Origin of the sequence: Plantactinospora sp. WMMB782 (assembly GCF_049179135.1) — a bacterium.
Lineage (GTDB): Bacteria > Actinomycetota > Actinomycetes > Mycobacteriales > Micromonosporaceae > Plantactinospora.
Window position 1 is genome coordinate 4,153,936 of the sequence record NZ_JBMHMC010000007.1, and the last position, 17,629, is coordinate 4,171,564.

Below are 17,629 nucleotides of genomic sequence, written 5' to 3' on the forward strand. Positions count from 1 at the left end.
TTCGGCTGGTTCGCGTGGTCCGGTTGGTCCGGTTGGTCCGCGTGATCCGGCTGGTTCGGCTGAGGAGGCCCGGCCGGGTTCGTTCGGGGCCCGGCCGGGCTCGGTCAACTGACGGTCTCGGTGAGCAGCACCCGCAGGGCGCCCAGCTCGGCTCGGGTGCTGATGCCGAGCTTGCGGTACACCCGGTGCAGGTGGTTCTCCACGGTGCGTACCGACAGCACCAGGCGGCGGCCGATCTCCTTGCTGGACAGGCCGTGCGAGGCGAGTTCGGCGATCTCGCTCTCCCGGGGCGTGATGTGCGGAGCCTCCAGGATGGACAGTGCCGGGCAGCGCGGCACGTCCTCGCAGCGGCGGATCAGGGTGAGCGCCCGGGCGGTGGCCGCGGAGGCCAGGGCGAGCTGGCCGCCGTTGCGGTGCCGGATCGACTCCTCGGCGGCGGCCTCGGCGGCGAGCAGCGAGCTGCCCAGCTCCGCGAAGCCGGCCGAGACCTGGGCCAGGGTGCCGGCGTCGCCGTCGGCCACCGCACGGGCGTGGCTGGCGTACAGCTCGGCGAGGCGGTGCCCGGAGTCGTCGGCGAGTACCCGCAGCCGGTCCGCGGCCCGTTCCGCCGCACCCAGCCGGACCACGTCGTGCAGGGCGAGCGCCTCGAACCCGACCGCGCCGGCGGACCGGGCGAGCCGGGCGGCGCGCTGGGCGAGCGGCACGCCGTCACCGTGCTGCGCGGCGGCGACCCAGGTGCGGGCCAGTTCGATCCACGGCGTCAGCAGCCGCATCGAGGCGGCGGGCAGCCGGTCCACCTCGGCCAGGTTCTCCCCGGCCGCTTCCGTGTCGCCGGTCAGGGCGTGACCGTGGGCCATCAGCCCGAGCAGGACGGCCAGCATGCTGCTCGGGCCGTACTGGCGGGCGATCGAGACGCCCTCCCGGGACCAGGAGATCTCCTCGCGTAGCCGGCCCCGCATCCGGGCGACCAGGCCGCGCAGCAGGCACGCCATGGCCAGGCCGAACGGCCAGTTGCCGGCCAGTGCCCGCTCGTAGCTCTCCCGGGCCCGCTGCTCGGCGGCCTCGAACCGGCCGGTCCACAACTGGCCGTGCACCACGCCGAGGTCGGCGAGGACCGCCAGCCAGGGCGCGTCGGACGGCCACTCGCCGTCCAGTTCCGCCACGCCTTCGCCGGCCAGGCCGGCGAAGACCATCGACAGGCCGGCCGCGACCCGGGCCTCGGGTTCGCCCGGCACGGTGCCGGCGAGTTCCAGGGCGGACTCGGCGGAGCCGGCGAGGGCGCGCAGCAGCGCCTGCCGGGCGACCAGCCGGTCGCGGGCCGGCTCGCTGGCCAGCTCGGCGGCGGTGGCCCGCAGCAGCGCTTCGGCCTGGACCGGACGGTCCAGGCCGAAGAAGAGCGTGAAGGCGCGTACCGCGGCCACCCGGGCCCGGTCGTCGTCGTCCTCCGGTATCCCGAGCTGGGCCAGCGCGGCCTCGGCCTCGACCGGCCGGCCGGTGAAGAGCAGGCTGTAGCCGAGCGGTTCCGCGACCGGCGCACCGCCACCGGCGGCGAGCGCCCGCCGGCCGAGCTGCTCGGCCAGTTCCAGGTCCATGGCCACCCAGGCGCCCCGGGCGGCCGTCACCGTGCTTCCGCCGTCCTCCGGGCCGGGCCGCCGGCCGCTCTCCATCCGCCACCGGGCGGCCCGGGCCAGCTCCACCGGATGCTGGCTGGTCGCCTCGACGATGCCGGCGCACCGGTCCAGCCAGCGCTGGGCGCGCAAGCGGGGGGTGACGGCGCGCAGCACCTCGCCGTAGATGGGGTACGCCAGCCGCGCCTGGTCCCGGTCGTCGCACCGCTCGATCCGGACCACTCCGTGCGCCTCGGCGGCCTCCAGCACGTCGGGCGCGATCAGCTCACCCACCACCAGCGGGTCGATCGGCTCGGTGAAGGCGAGCAGCTCCAGGGCGGGCCGGCACTCCGCGGGTGCCGCCGCGAGCCGCTCGTCGACCAGGTCCGCCAGCCAGGACGGCACGGCGAAGTGGCCGGTCAGCCGCCACATCCCGGCCGCCTGGTCGGCGACCAGCCGGCCGGCGGCGAGCTGGGCGGTGAGCAGTTCGCGTACCCAGAGCGCGTTGCCGGCGGTGGCCTCCCAGAAGCGCTGCACCAGCGCCCCGTCCACCTGGCCGTGCAGCGCCTCGGTGAGGATCTGCTGCACCTCGTCGCGGGTCAGCGCGTCGACCTCGATCCACTCGGCCAGCCCGTCGGTCCACAGCTCGACGATCGGGCGCGGCAACCGGCGGCCCTGGCGCACGGTGGTCAGGATGAACAGTTCGCCGCGCCGGGCCATCCGGACCGCCAGCGCGGCCGAGGCCTCGTCCAGCAGGTGGGCGTCGTCGGCGACCAGCACCAGGCGGCGCCGGCCGGCGTGCTTGCGCAGCGACTCGGCGGCCAGCCGTAGCGAGTCACCGGTGAACGGGGCGCTGAGCAGCGCGGAGGGTAGGTGCTCGGCGAGCGCGCCGAACGGTACGTTGGCGGTGGCCGCCGTGGTGGCGGCGTGGATGACCCGGTGGGTGGCCGGGTCGGCGTGGCCGGCCGCCTCTACCTGCAGGCGGCTCTTGCCGACGCCCTCGGCGCCGGTGAGTGCCACCCCGGCGATGTCGTCGTTCGCCATCGCGGCGGCGATCCGGGCCAGCTCGGCTTGTCGGCCGGCGAACACCTGCCGCAGCCGGTCCCCCATGGTCGTATTCCTCACCGCGTCAGCGTCAGCTCGGCGGCTATCGACTGGCTTTCGATCGGCCATGCGGCGCACGCTGGCGCTGGTGGCGGCGGCCCGTACCCTACCGCGGCGGCGGTTGGAGGTCGCGGCCCCCCGTGCACCGCAGCCCGGCCGGCTGCGCTGAGTAGCGGCCGTCGGAGCGGTTGAGTAGCAGTCGTTCGCAAGCGGGGTAGCCCCGGACCTGCCACTTCAGCAGTGCTGCCCTCGTATCGTCGCCGGTGCCGGCAAGCTTGCTCACCCGAATTCCAGCTCTCGTGAAGAGGGGCGCAGATGTCGTACACGAAGCCTACCGATCCCGCGGTGCTGGCGACGGCGGTCACCGACAACCTCGTCGTCGCGGTCGACCCTGACGCACCGGCCTCCGGGCTCTACTACTGGGAAATCTCCCGGCCCTGGCGCGACAAGGTCGTCGACGCGGTCCGGGCCTGCACCGACCCGACCATCCGGACCCTCGGCGAGGGCCTGCTGGCCGAGCCGACGGACCACCGCCGCTACTGGGAGCTGCACGCGGCGCTCGTCGAGCGGCAGGGCAAGCAGCCCGAGATCGACGAGCTGCTGCACCTCGGCTGGCGGGCCGAGTGCAACTCGCGGCTCGGCCACGTGCTGAACAAGGGCTACGACCGGGACTCCACGCCGGTGACGGTGGAGGAGATGAAGGCGTTCGATCCGGGTACGCCGCTGCCCGCCGGCGCCAAGCCCGAGGTCCTGGTCGTGATCCCGTTCCACAGCCGGCTGGAGGGCGGCGGGGACCGGCTGCGCAACCTGCTGGCCTGCCTGCGTTCGTTGCGCGACCAGTCCTTCCCGCGCGAGCACTACCAGGTCACCGTCGTGGAGAGCGACGAGCAGTCGCGCTGGCGCGACGTGATCAGCCCGTTCGCCGACAACTACCTCTTCGCCCGCAAGGACGGGGTGTTCAACAAGTCCTGGGCGATGAACGCGGGTGTGGTGCACAGCCCCGGCCCCACCGAGATCATCTGCCACATGGACGCCGACGTGCTGGCCGACCGGGACTTCCTGACCCGCAACGTGGAACGGATGCTCGGGCCCGGCACGATGGGGCACCTGCCGTACCGGGACATGCTGGCGATGGACTTCCCGTCCACCTGGCGGGCGATCCGGGAGCGGCTGCACGGCGGGGCGCCGGCGGCCGACATGAACAAGGTGCGCGGGTTCACCCTGCGCCGGGGGCCGGGCCTCTGCTTCTTCGCCCGGGCCGAGCTGTACCACCGGGTCGGCGGGATGGACGAGCGCTACCAGGGCTGGGGCGGCGAGGACATCGAGTTCAACTACCGCTTCGGTTTCGACGCGGCGTACGACGCGTACGAGGAGCCGCTGCTGCACATGCGGCACCCGGCGTACTCGGTGCTGCGCTCGGACGGAAAGTTGATCAACGCGCACCTGGTGCCGGGCACCTGGCGGCCGGAGCGCCCGATCGGTCAGCTCGACCAGTTCACCCCGGTCGGGGTCTAGCTTCGGAGGGGCGTCATGTCCGTAGTGGAAAGCTCGGCACCCGCCTCGCGGGCCGGCACCGGCCTGCGGGACGGCCGGACCGTACTCGACCACCTGCGGGAGGCCGTGCACCGGTACCCGGACCGGTCGGCGACGATCTGCTGGTACGCCGACGGCCGACCGGCCGAGCGGCGCAGCTACGCCGAGCTGTCCGCCACGGTCGAGCGCCTCGCCGCGGCACTGGCGCGGCTGGGCGTACGGCGGGGCGACGTGGTGACACTGCAACTGCCGAACTCGTGGCAGCTGGTCGCACTGAGCCTCGCCTGCGCCCGGATCGGTGCCGCCGCCGGGCCGGTGGCACCGATCATGCGTCGACGGGAGCTGGAGTTCATGACCCGGCTCACCGAAAGCCCCGTCTACGTCGGAGTGACGAGTCTGCGGGGCTACTCGTACGACGAGATGAGCGCGGAGGTGGCGCGGGCGGTACCCACGCTGCGCCACCGCGTCCTGCTCGGCGGCCCGACCACCGAGGGCGCGCTCGACTTCGACGCCTTCCTGCTCGGCCGGGCCTGGGAGGACGACCTCGCCCCGGGTGAGCTGGACGACCTGGAGGCGGGGCCGGACGACCTGGCCCAGGTGATGTTCACCTCCGGCACCACCGGCGAGCCGAAGGGGGTGATGCACAGCCACCGGACCCTCTACGCGATCAACCGCAGGCAGATCGAGGTGCTGGGGCTCACCCCCGACGAGATCACCGCGATGGGGTCACCGACGACCCTGCAGGGCGGCTACACCTGGAACTTCGTCATGCCGATCATGCTCGGCGCCAGCGCGGTCCAGGTGGACGCCTGGGACCCGACCCTGATGCTGCGGATCTTCGAGGCGGAACGGGTGACGTTCTTCTACGGCGCACCGACGTTCCTGATGGACCTGATCCGCGAGCAGCGGCAGTGGCCCCGGGACATCAGCGCGCTGCGGGCCTTCGGCACCGGCAGCGCGCCGGTGCCACCGGTCCTGGTGGAGCAGGCCCGCGACGTGCTCGGCTGCCGGGTGTACGCGGTCTGGGGCATGACCGAGAACGGCTGCGTCACCGTCACCCGGCCGGAGGACCCGCTGATGCGGGCGGCGGAGAGCGACGGCACGCCGGTGCCCGGGATGCGGGTGCGGATCGTCGACGAGTCCACCGGCGAGCCGGTCACCGCCGGCGAGGTCGGTCTGCTCCAGGTGCGCGGCGAGAACCAGTGCCTGGGCTACTACCGCCGGCCGGAGCTGTACCGGCAGTCGCTCACCCCGGACGGCTGGTTCGACACCGGCGACCTGGCCCGGGACGACGGCTACGGCGGGATCCGCATCGCCGGGCGGGTCAAGGACATCATCGCCCGGGGCGCCGAGAAGGTGCCGGTGGCCGAGGTGGAGGCCGCGCTGCTGCGGCACCCGGCGATCCGCGACGTGGCGGTCGTCGGCTATCCGGACCCGCGGCTCGGCGAGCGGGCGTGCGCGGTGATCGTCCCGGAGGGGCCGGCGCCGACCCTGGACGACCTGCGCGCGCACCTGACCACGCTGGGCATGGCGAAGCCGTACTGGCCGGAGCGGATCAGCGTCGTCGACGAGCTGCCGAAGACACCCTCCGGCAAGGTGCAGAAGTTCATCCTCCGTGACCAGCTTAAGGCGGCATGATGGATTTTCTACTTACCGACGAGCAACGCGCGCTCGGCGAGAAGGTGCGGGCGTTCACCAAGGAGCGGATCGCACCGTACTCCCAGGACAGTGACCGCTCCGGGCGGTTCCGCGACTCGCTGGTCACCGAGCTGGCCGCGGCCGGGCTGTTCGCGCTGCGCGTCCCGGAGGAGTACGGCGGGCTCGGGCTGGACGCGGTGAGCACCGGCGTGGCACTGGAGGAGCTGGCCGCCGGTGACCTGACCGCCTGCTGGCCGGTGCTCAACGCCGCCCTGGTCTCCGGCATCCTGGCCGCGAACGGCAGTGCCGAGCAGCGGGAACGCTGGCTGCCGCCGATCGCCCGGGGTGACTCGCTCGTCGCCTTCTGCATGACCGAGCCCGGTCACGGCACCGACGCGGCCGCCGTCGAGCTGCGGGCCGAGCGGCGCGGCGACGGCTGGCGGCTGAGCGGCGAGAAGACCTCGATCATGCTGGGCGGGTACGCCACGCACGGGATGATCTTCGCCCGGACCAGTGACGCGCCCCGGGCCCGCGGGGTCACCGCCTTCTACGCCCGGCTCGACGACCGCTACGTGGCCCGTTCGACCCTGCGCGACCTCGGCAACCGCTCCGGTGGCCGGGCCACCCTGGTCTTCGACGGCCTGCCGGTGAAACCGTTCGACGCGGTGGGCGGGGCGGGCCTCGGCTTCGCACAGGGGATGCGCGGCTTCGACTACTCGCGGGCGCTCATCGCGCTGATGTGCGTGAGCGTGGCCAGCCTGTCGCTGTCGGACGCGGTGTCGCACGCCCGGCACCGGGAGGCGTTCGACCAGCCGCTCGGCCGGTTCCAGGGCGTCGCCTTCCCGCTCGCCGAGCACGCCACCTATCTGCACGCGGCCCGGCTGCTGGCCTACGAGGCGCTGTGGCGCAACGACGCCGGGCTGGACCACCGGGTGGAGGCGAACATGGCGAAGTGGTGGGCGCCGAAGGTGGCCGTCGAGGCGGCCCACCAGGCGCTGCTGACCCTCGGCCACTACGGGTACTCCGAGGAGCGCCCGCTGGCGCAGCGCCTGCGCGACCTGATCGGTACCCAGCTCGCCGACGGCACCGCGAACGCCACCAAGCTGGTCGTGGCGCGCTCGATGCTGGGCAGGGAGTACGCGCCATGAGGCACTATCCGTCCCTGATCGGGGGCAAGGACGTCGAGGCGGACCGGCACGTCTACGGGATCACCGCGCGGGCACTGTTGACCGACACCTTCGACGGTCTGGCGCTCAAGCGCCGACTGGAGTCGGGGCAGGGTGCGGGGCAGGACGACCCCCGGGTCGCCGGCCGCTGCGCCCTGGCCGACCGGGAGACGAGCCGGCAGGCGCTGGCCGCCGCCGCTGCCGCCGTACCGGAGTGGCGGGCCACCCCGCTGCGCACCCGGCTGCGGTTCGGCGACGCGATCCGTCGGCGGCTGGTCGAGACCCGTGACGAGTTCGTCGAGGTGATGGTCGCCGAGGGCCGGCCGCGTACGGCGGCCAGCGGCGAGGTCGACGGGCTGCTCGACATCTTCAGCGAGCAGACCCTCGCCTGGTGCGGCGAGCTGCTGCACCGCGAGTTCAGCCACGGCGGCAAGCGGATCGTGTTGCGCCGCCGGCCGGACGGGGTGGTCTGCGTGGCCCCGCCGCAGAACGCGCCGCACTCCAACGCGATCTACGGCGCGGCCAGCCTGCTCGCCGGCAACGCGGTGGTGGTACGCGCACCGCGCAGCCTCCCGCTCGGCGTCATGTACGCGATCCGGGAGATCGTCGCGCCCGCGCTGGACGAGGTGGGCGCACCGCCCGGCACGGTGAACGTGGTGTGCGGGCCGCCGATGTTCGACGACTGGCTGGCCAGCCCGCACGTCGACGACGTCATCTACTTCGGCGGCAGCGCCAAGGGGCTGGCGTTGCAGAACGACTGCGTGGCGGCCGGCAAGAAGCCGATCCTGGAACTCGCCGGCAACGACTGCGCGGTGGTCTGGCGGGACGCCGACCTCGACCTGGCGGTCGGGGCGCTTACCGAGGCGTTCAACGCCTCCGGGCAGATCTGCAACATCCCCAACCAGGTGGTGGTGCATCCGGCGGTCGCCGACGAGCTGCTGGAGCGGCTGCGGGTCGCCGCCGGGCGGATCCGGCCCGGCTTCCCCGACGTCGAGGGCGTGGAGCTGACGCCGGTGCTCGCCGCCGAGGCGTACTTCGCGACGCTGCACGACGCGCTGGAGCGGGGCGCCCGGCTGGTCTGCGGCGGGCGCCGGCTGGAGGTGGACGGCTCCCCCTCGGAGACCGGCTACTTCGTGGAGCCGACCGTGCTGCGGGTGGACGGGTTGGTCCGCAGCCGGGAGGTGGCGGCGGTGCGTGAGGAGACCTTCTTCCCGCTGCTGCCGGTGGTGGTGCCGGAGCCGGGGCGCGACGACGACGCGCTGCTGGCCGACGTCGTCGACTTCGTCAACGGCAACGCGTACGGGCTGCGCAACTCGTTCTGGTCGACCGACGACGCGGTGGTGGACCGGTTCCTGGCCGGGGTGGTCAACGGCGGTGTGATCAAGGTCAACGACGAGTCCCACTGCGGGTTCTACCCCTACCTGCCCTCGCACGGCGGCACCGGGTTGACCGGGGGAGTCTTCGGCGAGGCCAGCTACATGGCGGTGCGGACCACCCATCTGCAGGCCGTGTCGAGAAGGGGGATGCGATGAGGACGGTGCGGGTACGGGAGACCATCGCGACCAGCCCCGACGGGGCGTACGAGGCGCTGCTGGGGTTGGACACCGACTGGCGGGTGCCGTTCCGGGGCCACGGTATCCGCTGGACGCAGGCCTGCGAGCCGGCACCGGACCGGCGTACGGTCGGCTTCGCGCAGGTCGACGGCGACTTCCGCGAGTTCACCGGGCGGTGGCGGATCTCGCCGGTCGACGGCGGCTGCGAGGTGTCGTTCGAGGCCAGCTACGACGTGGGTGTTCCGATCTACGACCGGATTCTCGACCCGATCGTCGAGAAGGTGCTGGCCTCCCACGTCCGTTCCGTAATCGTGAAGCTTTGATTTCCTGGCAGCTAAGGTGTTCTCCGGAATGAAAAAGGCGTCCCTCCGACATGTAATGTCGAGGGACGCCTTGACGCCTGTGTGGTGTGGGTTCAGCCCCAGTTCGTGTCCCGCATCGTAATCTCCGCCTTCCCGGGTTTGTTTTGTGTGAGGACAGTTCACCGGCGCTCACTGTCGGCCCGCCTTTCGCTCGCTTTCGTCGTTTGTTGCCGATCATTTAGCGGTTCGATAACGCAACGACAGCGCGAGGTGGAAGACTTCACCTCTACAATTCTGAGAGGCAGTGATGGCTACGATTTCCCTTCGCGTGCTCGATGGCATGTGCGGTCGGCCGGCCCCCGGTGTTCTGCTGCGGCTCGAGTTCCGCGACGATCGGGGTTGGCGGCCGGTGGTCTCCGGGACGACCGTCAACGACGGCCGGCTGCCCGCGATGGAGACACACGAGGTGGAGTACGGCGCACATCTGCTGACCGTGGACGCGTCGGGTTATTTCGCCGGGCTCGGCGCGCTGGCGCCGTACCGCGATTTCGCGGTGGCCATCCATGTGCGTGATACCGCAACCGAGGTGCGCCTGGTGGTGTATCTCAGCACGGCCAGCTTCGCGATGTATTGGGAGCACGCCTAGGGGTTCTGCGGGCAATGACATCGACACTCTTCTGGCCGTCCATGAGCACCTTCGCTACGATGTAGCGGTGCCGGTACGGGACGTTGACGATCTTTCTGACCAGCTGGAGACGATCTTCTGACAGCTAGAAAGTGAGCGGGCGGGCTCGGCCGGTCGTGACGGGGGGGAAGTGTGCACGTCTTTCGCGTCCTGGGGCCGCTCCACGTCGTGGATGCCCATATCACCGCGTCCCGCCAGCAGACCGTACTCGCGATGCTCCTCCTGGAGGCCAACCAGGTGGTCCCGGTCGGCCGGCTCATCGATGCGGTCTGGGAGGACGCGCCGCCGGCCACGGCCAAGGGCCAGATCCAGATCTGCATCTCGACGATCCGGCGCGCGCTCGGTCAGGCCGGTCTCGGTGACCGGATCGTCACCTCACCGGCCGGCTACCTGATCCGGGTCGCCGACGGCGAACTGGACCTGCGGGCCTTCAACGACCTGCTCGCCGAGGGGCGGGCCGCGGTCCGGGAGCACCGGCTGGAGGCGGCCGCCTCGGCGTTCCGGCGGGCCCTCTCGCTGCACCAGGGCGAGCCACTGGCCGGTGTGGAGGGTCGGCTGGTGCGGGCGGCGGCGGCCCGGCTCGCCGAACGACGGCTGGTCGCGGCCGAGGAGTACCTCGAACTGGAGCTGCGACTCGGCCGGCACCGCGAGCTCGTCGACGAGCTGATGGCCCTGGTCACCGAATACCCGCTGCGGGAGCGGCTCTGGCACCAGCTGATGACCGCGCTCTACCGGTCCGGCCGGCAGGCCGACGCGCTTGCGGCGTACCAGTCGGCCCGCCAGGCGTCAGTGGACGACCTGGGCCTGGAGCCGAGCGAGTCGCTGCGCTCGCTGGAGCGCGCCATCCTGACCGGCAACGCCGATCCCGCGCTGACCGCCGACGTGGCGCCGGCGGAGGTCGAGGAGACCCTGATCCCCGCGCCCCGGATGACGCCGGCCGCGGTGCCGGACTTCACCGGTCATCGCGAGCTGGTCGACGAGCTCTGCGACTTCCTGCGAAGACCCGCGACCCGGGCGGACAGCGACGCGGTACCGGTGGTGACGATCACCGGTCGGGGCGGGGTCGGCAAGACCACCCTGGCGGTACACCTCGCGCACGCGCTGGCCGGTGACTTTCCGGACGGGCAGCTCTTCGTCCAGCTGGGTGGCGGGCGGGGCAACGGCGACGGGCTGGCCCAGATCCTGGACCGCTTCCTCCGCGCGTTGAACATCCCGGGCTCGGCCGTACCCGAGGGGCTGGAAGCCCGGGCGGCCACCTTCCGCAGCCGGGTCGCCGGGTCCCGGGTGCTCGTGGTCCTGGACGACGCGGTGGACGAGCGGCAGGTGCGGGCGTTGCTGCCCGGCGCACCGACCTGCGGGGTGATCGTGACCAGCCGGCGACGGCTGGCCGGCATCCCGGGCTCCCGGCTGGTCGAGGTCGGGGTGCTCGACGAGCGCCATGCGGTCGAGCTGCTGGCCCGGATGGTCGGCGAGGAGCGGGTCGCCGCCGAGCCGGCCGAGGCTCAGCGGCTGGTCCAGCTCTGTGGCCGGCTGCCGCTGGCGCTGCGGATCGCGGCGGCCCGGCTGATCGCCCGTCCGCACTGGACGGTCTCCCAGCTGACCAGCCGGCTGGCGGACGAGAACCGGCGGCTGGACGAGCTGGCCCACGGCGGCCTGGACGTCCGGACCAGCATCACCTTCAGCTACGAGGCCCTGGACCACGACGCGCAGTGCCTGCTGCGCCGGCTCGGTCTCCTCGACGCCCAGGACTTCCAGGGCTGGGTGGCCGCCCCGCTGCTCGGTGTGGAGCTGACGACCGCGACCGACGCGCTGGACATCCTGGTGGACGCCCGGCTGGTCGACGTCGTCGGCGGTTCCGGCGCCGCCACCCGCTACCGGCTGCACGACCTGGTCCGGGTGTACGCCCGGGAGCGGCTCGGCGCCGACGAGGAGGTCGGCGAGCGGCTCGACGCGCTGAACCGTTTCCTGGGCGCCTGGCTGTTCCTGGTCGAGTCCGGGCACCGGGCACTCTACGGCGGCGACTACACCGTGATCCACGGTGCGGCGTCCCGTTGGGAGCTGCCCGAGCGCCTCGTGCAGGAGTTGTTGCAGGACCCGCTGACCTGGTTCGAGAGCGAGCGGGTGGCCGCGGTCGCGGCGGTCGGCCTGGCGTCGCGGGCCGGGATCGCCGACTACTGCTGGGACCTGGCCATCACCATGGTGGCCTTTTTCGAGAGTCGCAGCTATCTCGACGACTGGCGCAGCACCCACGAGCTCGCCCTGCACACCGCACAGCAGGCGGGTGACCGCCGGGGTGAGGCGGTGATGCTCTACTCCCTCGGCGCGCTGAACATCGTCGAGCAGCGGTTCGGCGAGGCGTCCTCGCGGCTCATGCTGGCGTTGAGCATGTTCGAGCGGATCGGCGAGGCGCACGGCCGCTCGCTCGCGCTGCGGCACCTCGCCTTCCTGGACCGGGTCCGCGGCGACCTGGACAGCGCCTGGCGCCGCTACCAGGAAGCGCTTTCCGTGCTCCGGCCGCTCGGCGACCGGGCGGCGGAGGCGCACATCCTCACCGGGATGGCCAGCACCAGGCTGGAGGCGGGGGACCGGGAGCGGGCCGCGGAGATGCTGGAGGAGGCGCTGCGTACCGCCACCGCCGCGAACAGCACCCGGGTGCACGCGATGGTGCTGCACCGGCTCGGTGAGTTGCGCCTCGACAACGGCGACCTGGCGCAGGCCGAGGAGGAGCTGGTCAAGGCCCTGAAGCTGGTGCAGGAGGGGCGGGACCGGGCGGGCGAGGCACACGTGCTGCACGGGCTCGGCATGCTGCGGCTGCGCCAGGGACTGCACCACCGGGCCGCCGCCACCCTCGACCACGGGTACGCGATCGCGTCCCGCAACGGCGACCGGCTGGCGACCGCCCGGTTCTGCCTCGCGCTCGCCCGGCTGCACCGCGCGCAGCGGCAGTACCCGTCGGCGATGGAGTGGGCCTCGCAGGCGATCACGCTCTTCGACCAGCTCCAGGCGTCCTCGGGGCGGGTGGTCGCGCACGAACTGCTCGAACAGATCCGCCAAGAGGCGGCCTGACCCGACCCGTCACCGGGCCGGTGCGACCCGGCCGGCGGTGCGTTCCGGTACCTCGGCAGCCCATCCGGGCGCGTCGATCGACGTGAAAGCCGCCGGATTCACGTTCACTCCGCCAATGGCGGGACCCATCCGGTTCCCCGGCCGGATTGCGTGCCGAGTGCGTTCGTGGGGCGGTCGGTCGTCGTCGGCTGGCAGCTGTCGGCGCCACCGGCTCCGGCGCGGTCGAGGCGTCCCGACCGCCCGGCACCGGGCCCCGGGGTGTGACCGGTCCGGGACCTTCCGAGCCCGGACATGAATTGACAGGGGCCCGGTTAGGTAGGCCCGGAGGGCCGATCGAGTGGTGGTCGGCCGGCAAAGAGAGTATCGCCACCGGAGTACGTTCTCTGCAGCGGGACAGACGGCTCGGACTATGTGAATCGCGGCGCGTCCTGTCACACGGGTGCCGGGTGACAAGGGCCTCCCCGTCGCCGCCGGAATGGGCGGAAGGACGTGGGGAAGGCGGCGGTGGCGACGATTTCGTCGCCGGTGTCGCACCGCGTCACCTCGTCCCGTCCGCTCGGCCCGGAAACTCAGAGTTCCTTTTCGGACGGTGACACCGAATCCATTCCTGTAAGAGGGTCCAGGTCGATGCCAACGGAATCCCGCCGCACCTTCCTAGCCCGCATCCGATGCAGTTGAGGAGGTTCACATGTCAGCAAGCAGCCGATTCCACCGGGCCGTGGTCACCGGGGGTGGTGGCTTTCTCGGCTCATACGTCTGCGAGCAGCTTCTCGCCGCCGGCGTGGAGGTCGTCGCCATCGACAACTTCTCCACCGGACACTGGAGCTACATCGAGCATCTCGTGAGCGATCCCCGTTTCTCGCTGGTCGAGGCGGACGTCACCGAGGGGATCGAGGTCTCCGGGCCGGTCGACCTGGTGCTGCACATGGCGTCGCCCGCCTCGATCCCCGAGTTCTACCGGCTGCCGATCGAGACCATGCTGGTCGGCGGCGCCGGGACGTACCACGCCCTGCGGTTGGCGCACCGGCACGGCGCGCGCTTCGTGCTCACCTCCACCTCCGAGGTGTACGGCGACCCGCTGCGCCACCCACAGGACGAGGAGTACTGGGGCAACGTCAACCCGATCGGCCCGCGCTCGGTCTACGACGAGGCGAAGCGGTACGCCGAGGCGCTCACCACGGCGTACGCCAAGCAGCACGGGCTGAGCGTCGGCATCGCCCGGATCTTCAACAGCTACGGGCCGAGGATGCGGCCGGACGGCCGGGTGATCTGCGGCTTCGTCGCCCAGGCGGTCGACGGGCTGCCGCTGGAGATCCACGGTGACGGCAGTCAGACCCGCTCGCCCTGCTACGCCGAGGACACCGCGCGGGGCATCCTGGCGATCGCGGAGAGCGAGTACGGGCGGCCGGTGAACATCGGCAACACCCAGGAGATCAGCATCAAGGACCTCGCCCTCCTGGTGTGCGAGGTCGCCGGTGCCCCGCCGGCGCTGAAGTACATCGAGGCGGACGCGGACGACCCCCGGCAGCGCTGCCCCGACATCAGCCGGGCGAAGCGGGAGCTGGGCTGGCAGCCGCGGGTCCCGCTGCGGGAGGGGCTGCGCCGCACGGTGGAGGCGGCACGGCGGGAACGGCAGGCCAGAGATCCGGAGAGCCCGTTCATCCCGGGCGCCGGTACGCAACGCGAGGAGGAGCGATGAGCACGATCTCCGTAGTGGGCTGCGGCTACCTCGGTGTCACGCACGCGGCCGGCATGGCGGAGCTGGGCCACCAGGTCATCGGCGTCGACGTGGACGCGGCCAAGATCGCCACGCTGGCCGGCGGGCGGTCGCCGTTCTTCGAGCCCGGTCTGGACGAGTTGATCGCCCGGCACCTGGCGAACGGGCGGCTGCGCTTCACCACCTCGTACGAGGAGGCGGCCACCGCCGACGTGCACTTCATCTGCGTCGGCACGCCGCAGCTCGGCGACGGTACCGCCGCCGACATGCGCTACCTGGACGCCGTGGTGGAGACGCTGGCACCGTACCTGGTGAAGGAGTGCCTGGTCGTCGGCAAGTCCACGGTACCGGCCGGCACCGCGGCCCGGATCACCTCGATGCTGCGCGTCCTGGCCCCGGCCGGCGAGAGCATCTCGGTGGCCTGGAACCCGGAGTTCCTCTGCGAGGGCAAGGCGGTGTCGGACACGCTGCATCCGGACCGGCTGGTGCTCGGGGTGCCGGACGAGCAGGCCGAGAAGGTGCTGCGCGAGGTGTACGCCCCGATCATCGACGCCGGGGTGCCGGTGGTGGTGGCCGACCTGCCGACCGCCGAGGTGATCAAGACGGCCGCCAACTCCTTCACCGCCACCAAGATCTCGTTCATCAACGCGATCGCCGAGTTCTGCGAGGCGAGCGGCGCCGACGTGACGGTCGTCTCCGACGCGCTCGGCTACGACGCCCGGATCGGCCGGCAGTTCCTCAACTCCGGGCTCGGCTTCGGCGGCGGCTGCCTGCCGAAGGACATCCGGGCGTTCCAGGCCCGCGCGCACGAACTGGGCGTGGGCCAGTCGCTGGCCTTCCTGGCCGAGGTCGACGCGGTGAACCTGCGCTGCCGGGAGCGGGTGGTGGAGTACCTCCGCAAGCAGTGCGGCGGGGCGTTCACCGGCCGCCGGATCGCGGTGCTCGGTGCCGCCTTCAAGGGCGGCACGGACGACGTCCGGGACTCGCCGGCACTGTGGGTCGCCAACCTGATCAACCAGCAGGAGGGCGAGGTCGCGGTCTACGACCCGCAGGCGATGGAGAACGCCCGCCGGGTCTTCCCGAACCTGGTGTACGAGCGCGGCGTGCTGGATGCGGCGAGCGGTGCCGACGCGGTCGCGGTGCTCACGGACTGGCCGGAGTTCGGCACCGTCGACCCGGACGAGCTCGGCGAGGTGGTCCGGAGCCGGAACATCGTGGACGCCCGGCACGCGCTCGACCCGGCGCGGTGGCTCCGCGCGGGATGGAACTACGTCGCTCCCGGCCGCCCCGCGCTGCAACCGGCGCTGGTCGGCACCGTGTGAGGCGGCGCGGTCCGCTGCCCGACCGGACCCGGGAGCACGTCCCGGGGTCGTGACAGCCGTAACCCCTCCGGTGCCCCGCCGGTGGTCGAGGCGCCCCTGCAACAGCTCCGGCTGCGGCGGGGGCGCCTCGTCCACGTGGCGGCGCGGGCGGCGTCCCGACACCGGACGCAGCCGTCGACCGTCGACGTTGTTTGAATCAGTGCAGTTCAATGGCCATGGTGATGGGCAATGGGGTGCGGTCGGCCGTCCTCATTGGACCATTCGCCCTGTCGTGCCCTTGACACGGTGGATAAGGTGTAGGCAGCCCAGAGAAACTCGATCAACGGAAGAGAGCATCTGAGGCGACACACGGGGATCCATCGGTGGTCAAGCATGCGTAGTGCAAATGCGCCCTGATCCGCCCGATGCGCCATTTCCTCGTGCGTCGGTTCGGTGCCTGGCCCGACGACGTACGCACATTGGGACGCTGTCGATGTCATCCTGTCGAAATCGTCCTTGACCAGCGAGAACGGGGTGGCGACGCGGTCAGGGGCATGGTCACCACAATGGCCGGCAACTGACGCCGTGGGTCAAAGCGTGTCGTGAATCGGGTAATCACGGTTCCACATGAGAGGGGGGCTCAGGAATACCGTGGTGACAACGGACATCTTTGAGCGATGCCGATCCTATGCAGAAGCGCGGGTGGCGCAGGCGGCAGGAATTTACCCGTACTTTACCGTCTTCGAGGGCTCGGACACGACCGTTGCCCGGACGGCGGCCGGTGACGTGCTGATGTGTGGCTCCAACAACTACCTCGGACTCACCTCCGATCCACGGGTGACCGCCGCCGCGCAGGCGGCCATCGAGGAGTACGGCTCGTCGCGCACCGGGTCACGACTGCTCAACGGCAACACCCCGCTGCACGAGGAACTGGAGCGGGAGCTCGCCGACTTCGTCGGCATGCCGGCCGCGCTTGTCTTCCCGACCGGTTACCAGGCGAACCTCGGGGCGATCGCGGCACTGCTGTCCCGGCACGACGTGGTCATCATCGACCGCGAGGCGCACGCGTCGGTATACGACGGTTGCGGCCTCAGCGCGGCGAAGGTGCGCCGGTTCGCCCACAACGACATGGCGGACCTGGAACGGCGGCTGGCCGCCTGCCCGCCCGACGCCGGCCGGCTGGTCGTGGTCGACGGGGTGTACTCGATGGCCGGCGACCTCTGCCCACTGCCGGAGACCGTGCGGCTCTGCCAGAAGTACGGCGCCCGCCTGCTCGTCGACGACGCGCACGGCCTCGGCGTACTTGCCGACGGCCGGGGTACCGCCGCGCACTTCGGCCTGACGGAGCAGGTCGACCTGGTCACCGTGACCTTCAGCAAGTCGCTGGCGTCGATCGGGGGAGCGGTGCTCGGCCCGGTGGACGTGATCGAATACCTGCGGCACCACGCGCGCAGTCTGATCTTCAGCGCCGCCGCCCCGCCGGCCAGCCTGGCCGCCGCCCAGGCCGCCCTGCGCATCCTGCGGGCCGAGCCGTGGCGGTGCCGGCAGGCGCTGGAGAACGCGTCCTACGTGCACCGCGAGCTGGCCGCCCTGGGCTACGAGCCGCTGCCGAGCGAGACGCCGATCGTCTGCGTACCCATCGACGGCGTCGTCCCGACCGTCTTCACCTGGCGGGGCCTGCTGGACCGGGGCGTCTACGTGAACGCGGTGATTCCGCCGGCGGCGTCGCCCCGGGTCCGGGCCAGCTTCACCGCGACACACACCCCGGAGCAGCTCAAGCGGGCCGTCGCCGCGTTCGCCGAGGTCCGCGAGCTGACGCCGCCGGACTGGTCGCTGGCTGACCTGTCGCTCGCGGAACACGTCGGGCAGGGCGCGCGGTGAGCCCGCCGGGGACCGGGTGCCCGACCCCGGTGACGGACGATCCGCGCCACCCGACCAGGCACGGTGGTGTGTCAGC

General features: G+C 72.0%; 11 protein-coding genes. 10 read left to right on the forward strand and 1 reads right to left on the reverse strand.

The annotated features are described in order from the left end of the window. Positions 1-104 precede the first annotated feature (104 nt). Complete coding sequence (locus tag ACN28A_RS20990; RefSeq protein ID WP_421397261.1) at positions 105-2,732, reverse strand: LuxR C-terminal-related transcriptional regulator; 2,628 nt, start codon at positions 2,730-2,732, stop codon at positions 105-107. A 294-nt stretch (positions 2,733-3,026) separates the two neighbouring features. On the opposite strand from ACN28A_RS20990, the gene ACN28A_RS20995 reads away from it, so the two are divergent. From ACN28A_RS20995 to ACN28A_RS21040, 10 genes are all read left to right on the forward strand, one after another. Next, a complete protein-coding gene (locus ACN28A_RS20995) occupies positions 3,027-4,226 on the forward strand; it encodes a glycosyltransferase (RefSeq protein ID WP_421397263.1) in 1,200 nt (399 codons plus the stop codon). A gap of 15 nt (positions 4,227-4,241) precedes the next feature. Continuing rightward, positions 4,242-5,882: an AMP-binding protein gene (locus ACN28A_RS21000; RefSeq protein ID WP_421397265.1), complete on the forward strand. Its 1,641-nt coding sequence runs from the start codon at positions 4,242-4,244 to the stop codon at positions 5,880-5,882. Beyond that, complete coding sequence (locus ACN28A_RS21005; protein ID WP_421397267.1) at positions 5,882-7,030, forward strand: acyl-CoA dehydrogenase family protein; 1,149 nt, start codon at positions 5,882-5,884, stop codon at positions 7,028-7,030. Before ACN28A_RS21000 ends, ACN28A_RS21005 begins: the two co-directional genes overlap by 1 nt. Beyond that, positions 7,027-8,580, forward strand: coding sequence for an aldehyde dehydrogenase family protein (locus ACN28A_RS21010; protein WP_421397268.1), 1,554 nt, complete (start codon positions 7,027-7,029; stop codon positions 8,578-8,580). Before ACN28A_RS21005 ends, ACN28A_RS21010 begins: the two co-directional genes overlap by 4 nt. After that, positions 8,577-8,924: an SRPBCC family protein gene (locus ACN28A_RS21015; protein WP_421397270.1), complete on the forward strand. Its 348-nt coding sequence runs from the start codon at positions 8,577-8,579 to the stop codon at positions 8,922-8,924. Before ACN28A_RS21010 ends, ACN28A_RS21015 begins: the two co-directional genes overlap by 4 nt. Before the next feature lie 307 nt (positions 8,925-9,231). Beyond that, positions 9,232-9,549 carry a hydroxyisourate hydrolase gene (locus ACN28A_RS21020; RefSeq protein ID WP_421397272.1) on the forward strand — a complete coding sequence of 106 codons (318 nt, stop codon included), beginning with the start codon at positions 9,232-9,234 and terminating at the stop codon, positions 9,547-9,549. Between the two features lie 207 nt (positions 9,550-9,756). Continuing rightward, entirely contained in the window at positions 9,757-12,654 is a 2,898-nt protein-coding gene (locus ACN28A_RS21025) for a BTAD domain-containing putative transcriptional regulator (RefSeq protein WP_421397273.1), read from the forward strand. A gap of 688 nt (positions 12,655-13,342) precedes the next feature. Beyond that, a complete protein-coding gene (locus ACN28A_RS21030) occupies positions 13,343-14,353 on the forward strand; it encodes a GDP-mannose 4,6-dehydratase (RefSeq protein ID WP_421397275.1) in 1,011 nt (336 codons plus the stop codon). 5 nt (positions 14,354-14,358) lie between these two features. Next, positions 14,359-15,693 carry a UDP-glucose dehydrogenase family protein gene (locus tag ACN28A_RS21035; protein ID WP_421404543.1) on the forward strand — a complete coding sequence of 445 codons (1,335 nt, stop codon included), beginning with the start codon at positions 14,359-14,361 and terminating at the stop codon, positions 15,691-15,693. Positions 15,694-16,374: 681 nt separating this feature from the next. After that, the gene (locus ACN28A_RS21040; RefSeq protein ID WP_421397277.1) at positions 16,375-17,553 is read left to right on the forward strand and encodes an aminotransferase class I/II-fold pyridoxal phosphate-dependent enzyme; all 1,179 of its coding nucleotides are present in this window, start codon (positions 16,375-16,377) and stop codon (positions 17,551-17,553) included. The last annotated feature ends 76 nt before the right edge of the window (positions 17,554-17,629 follow it).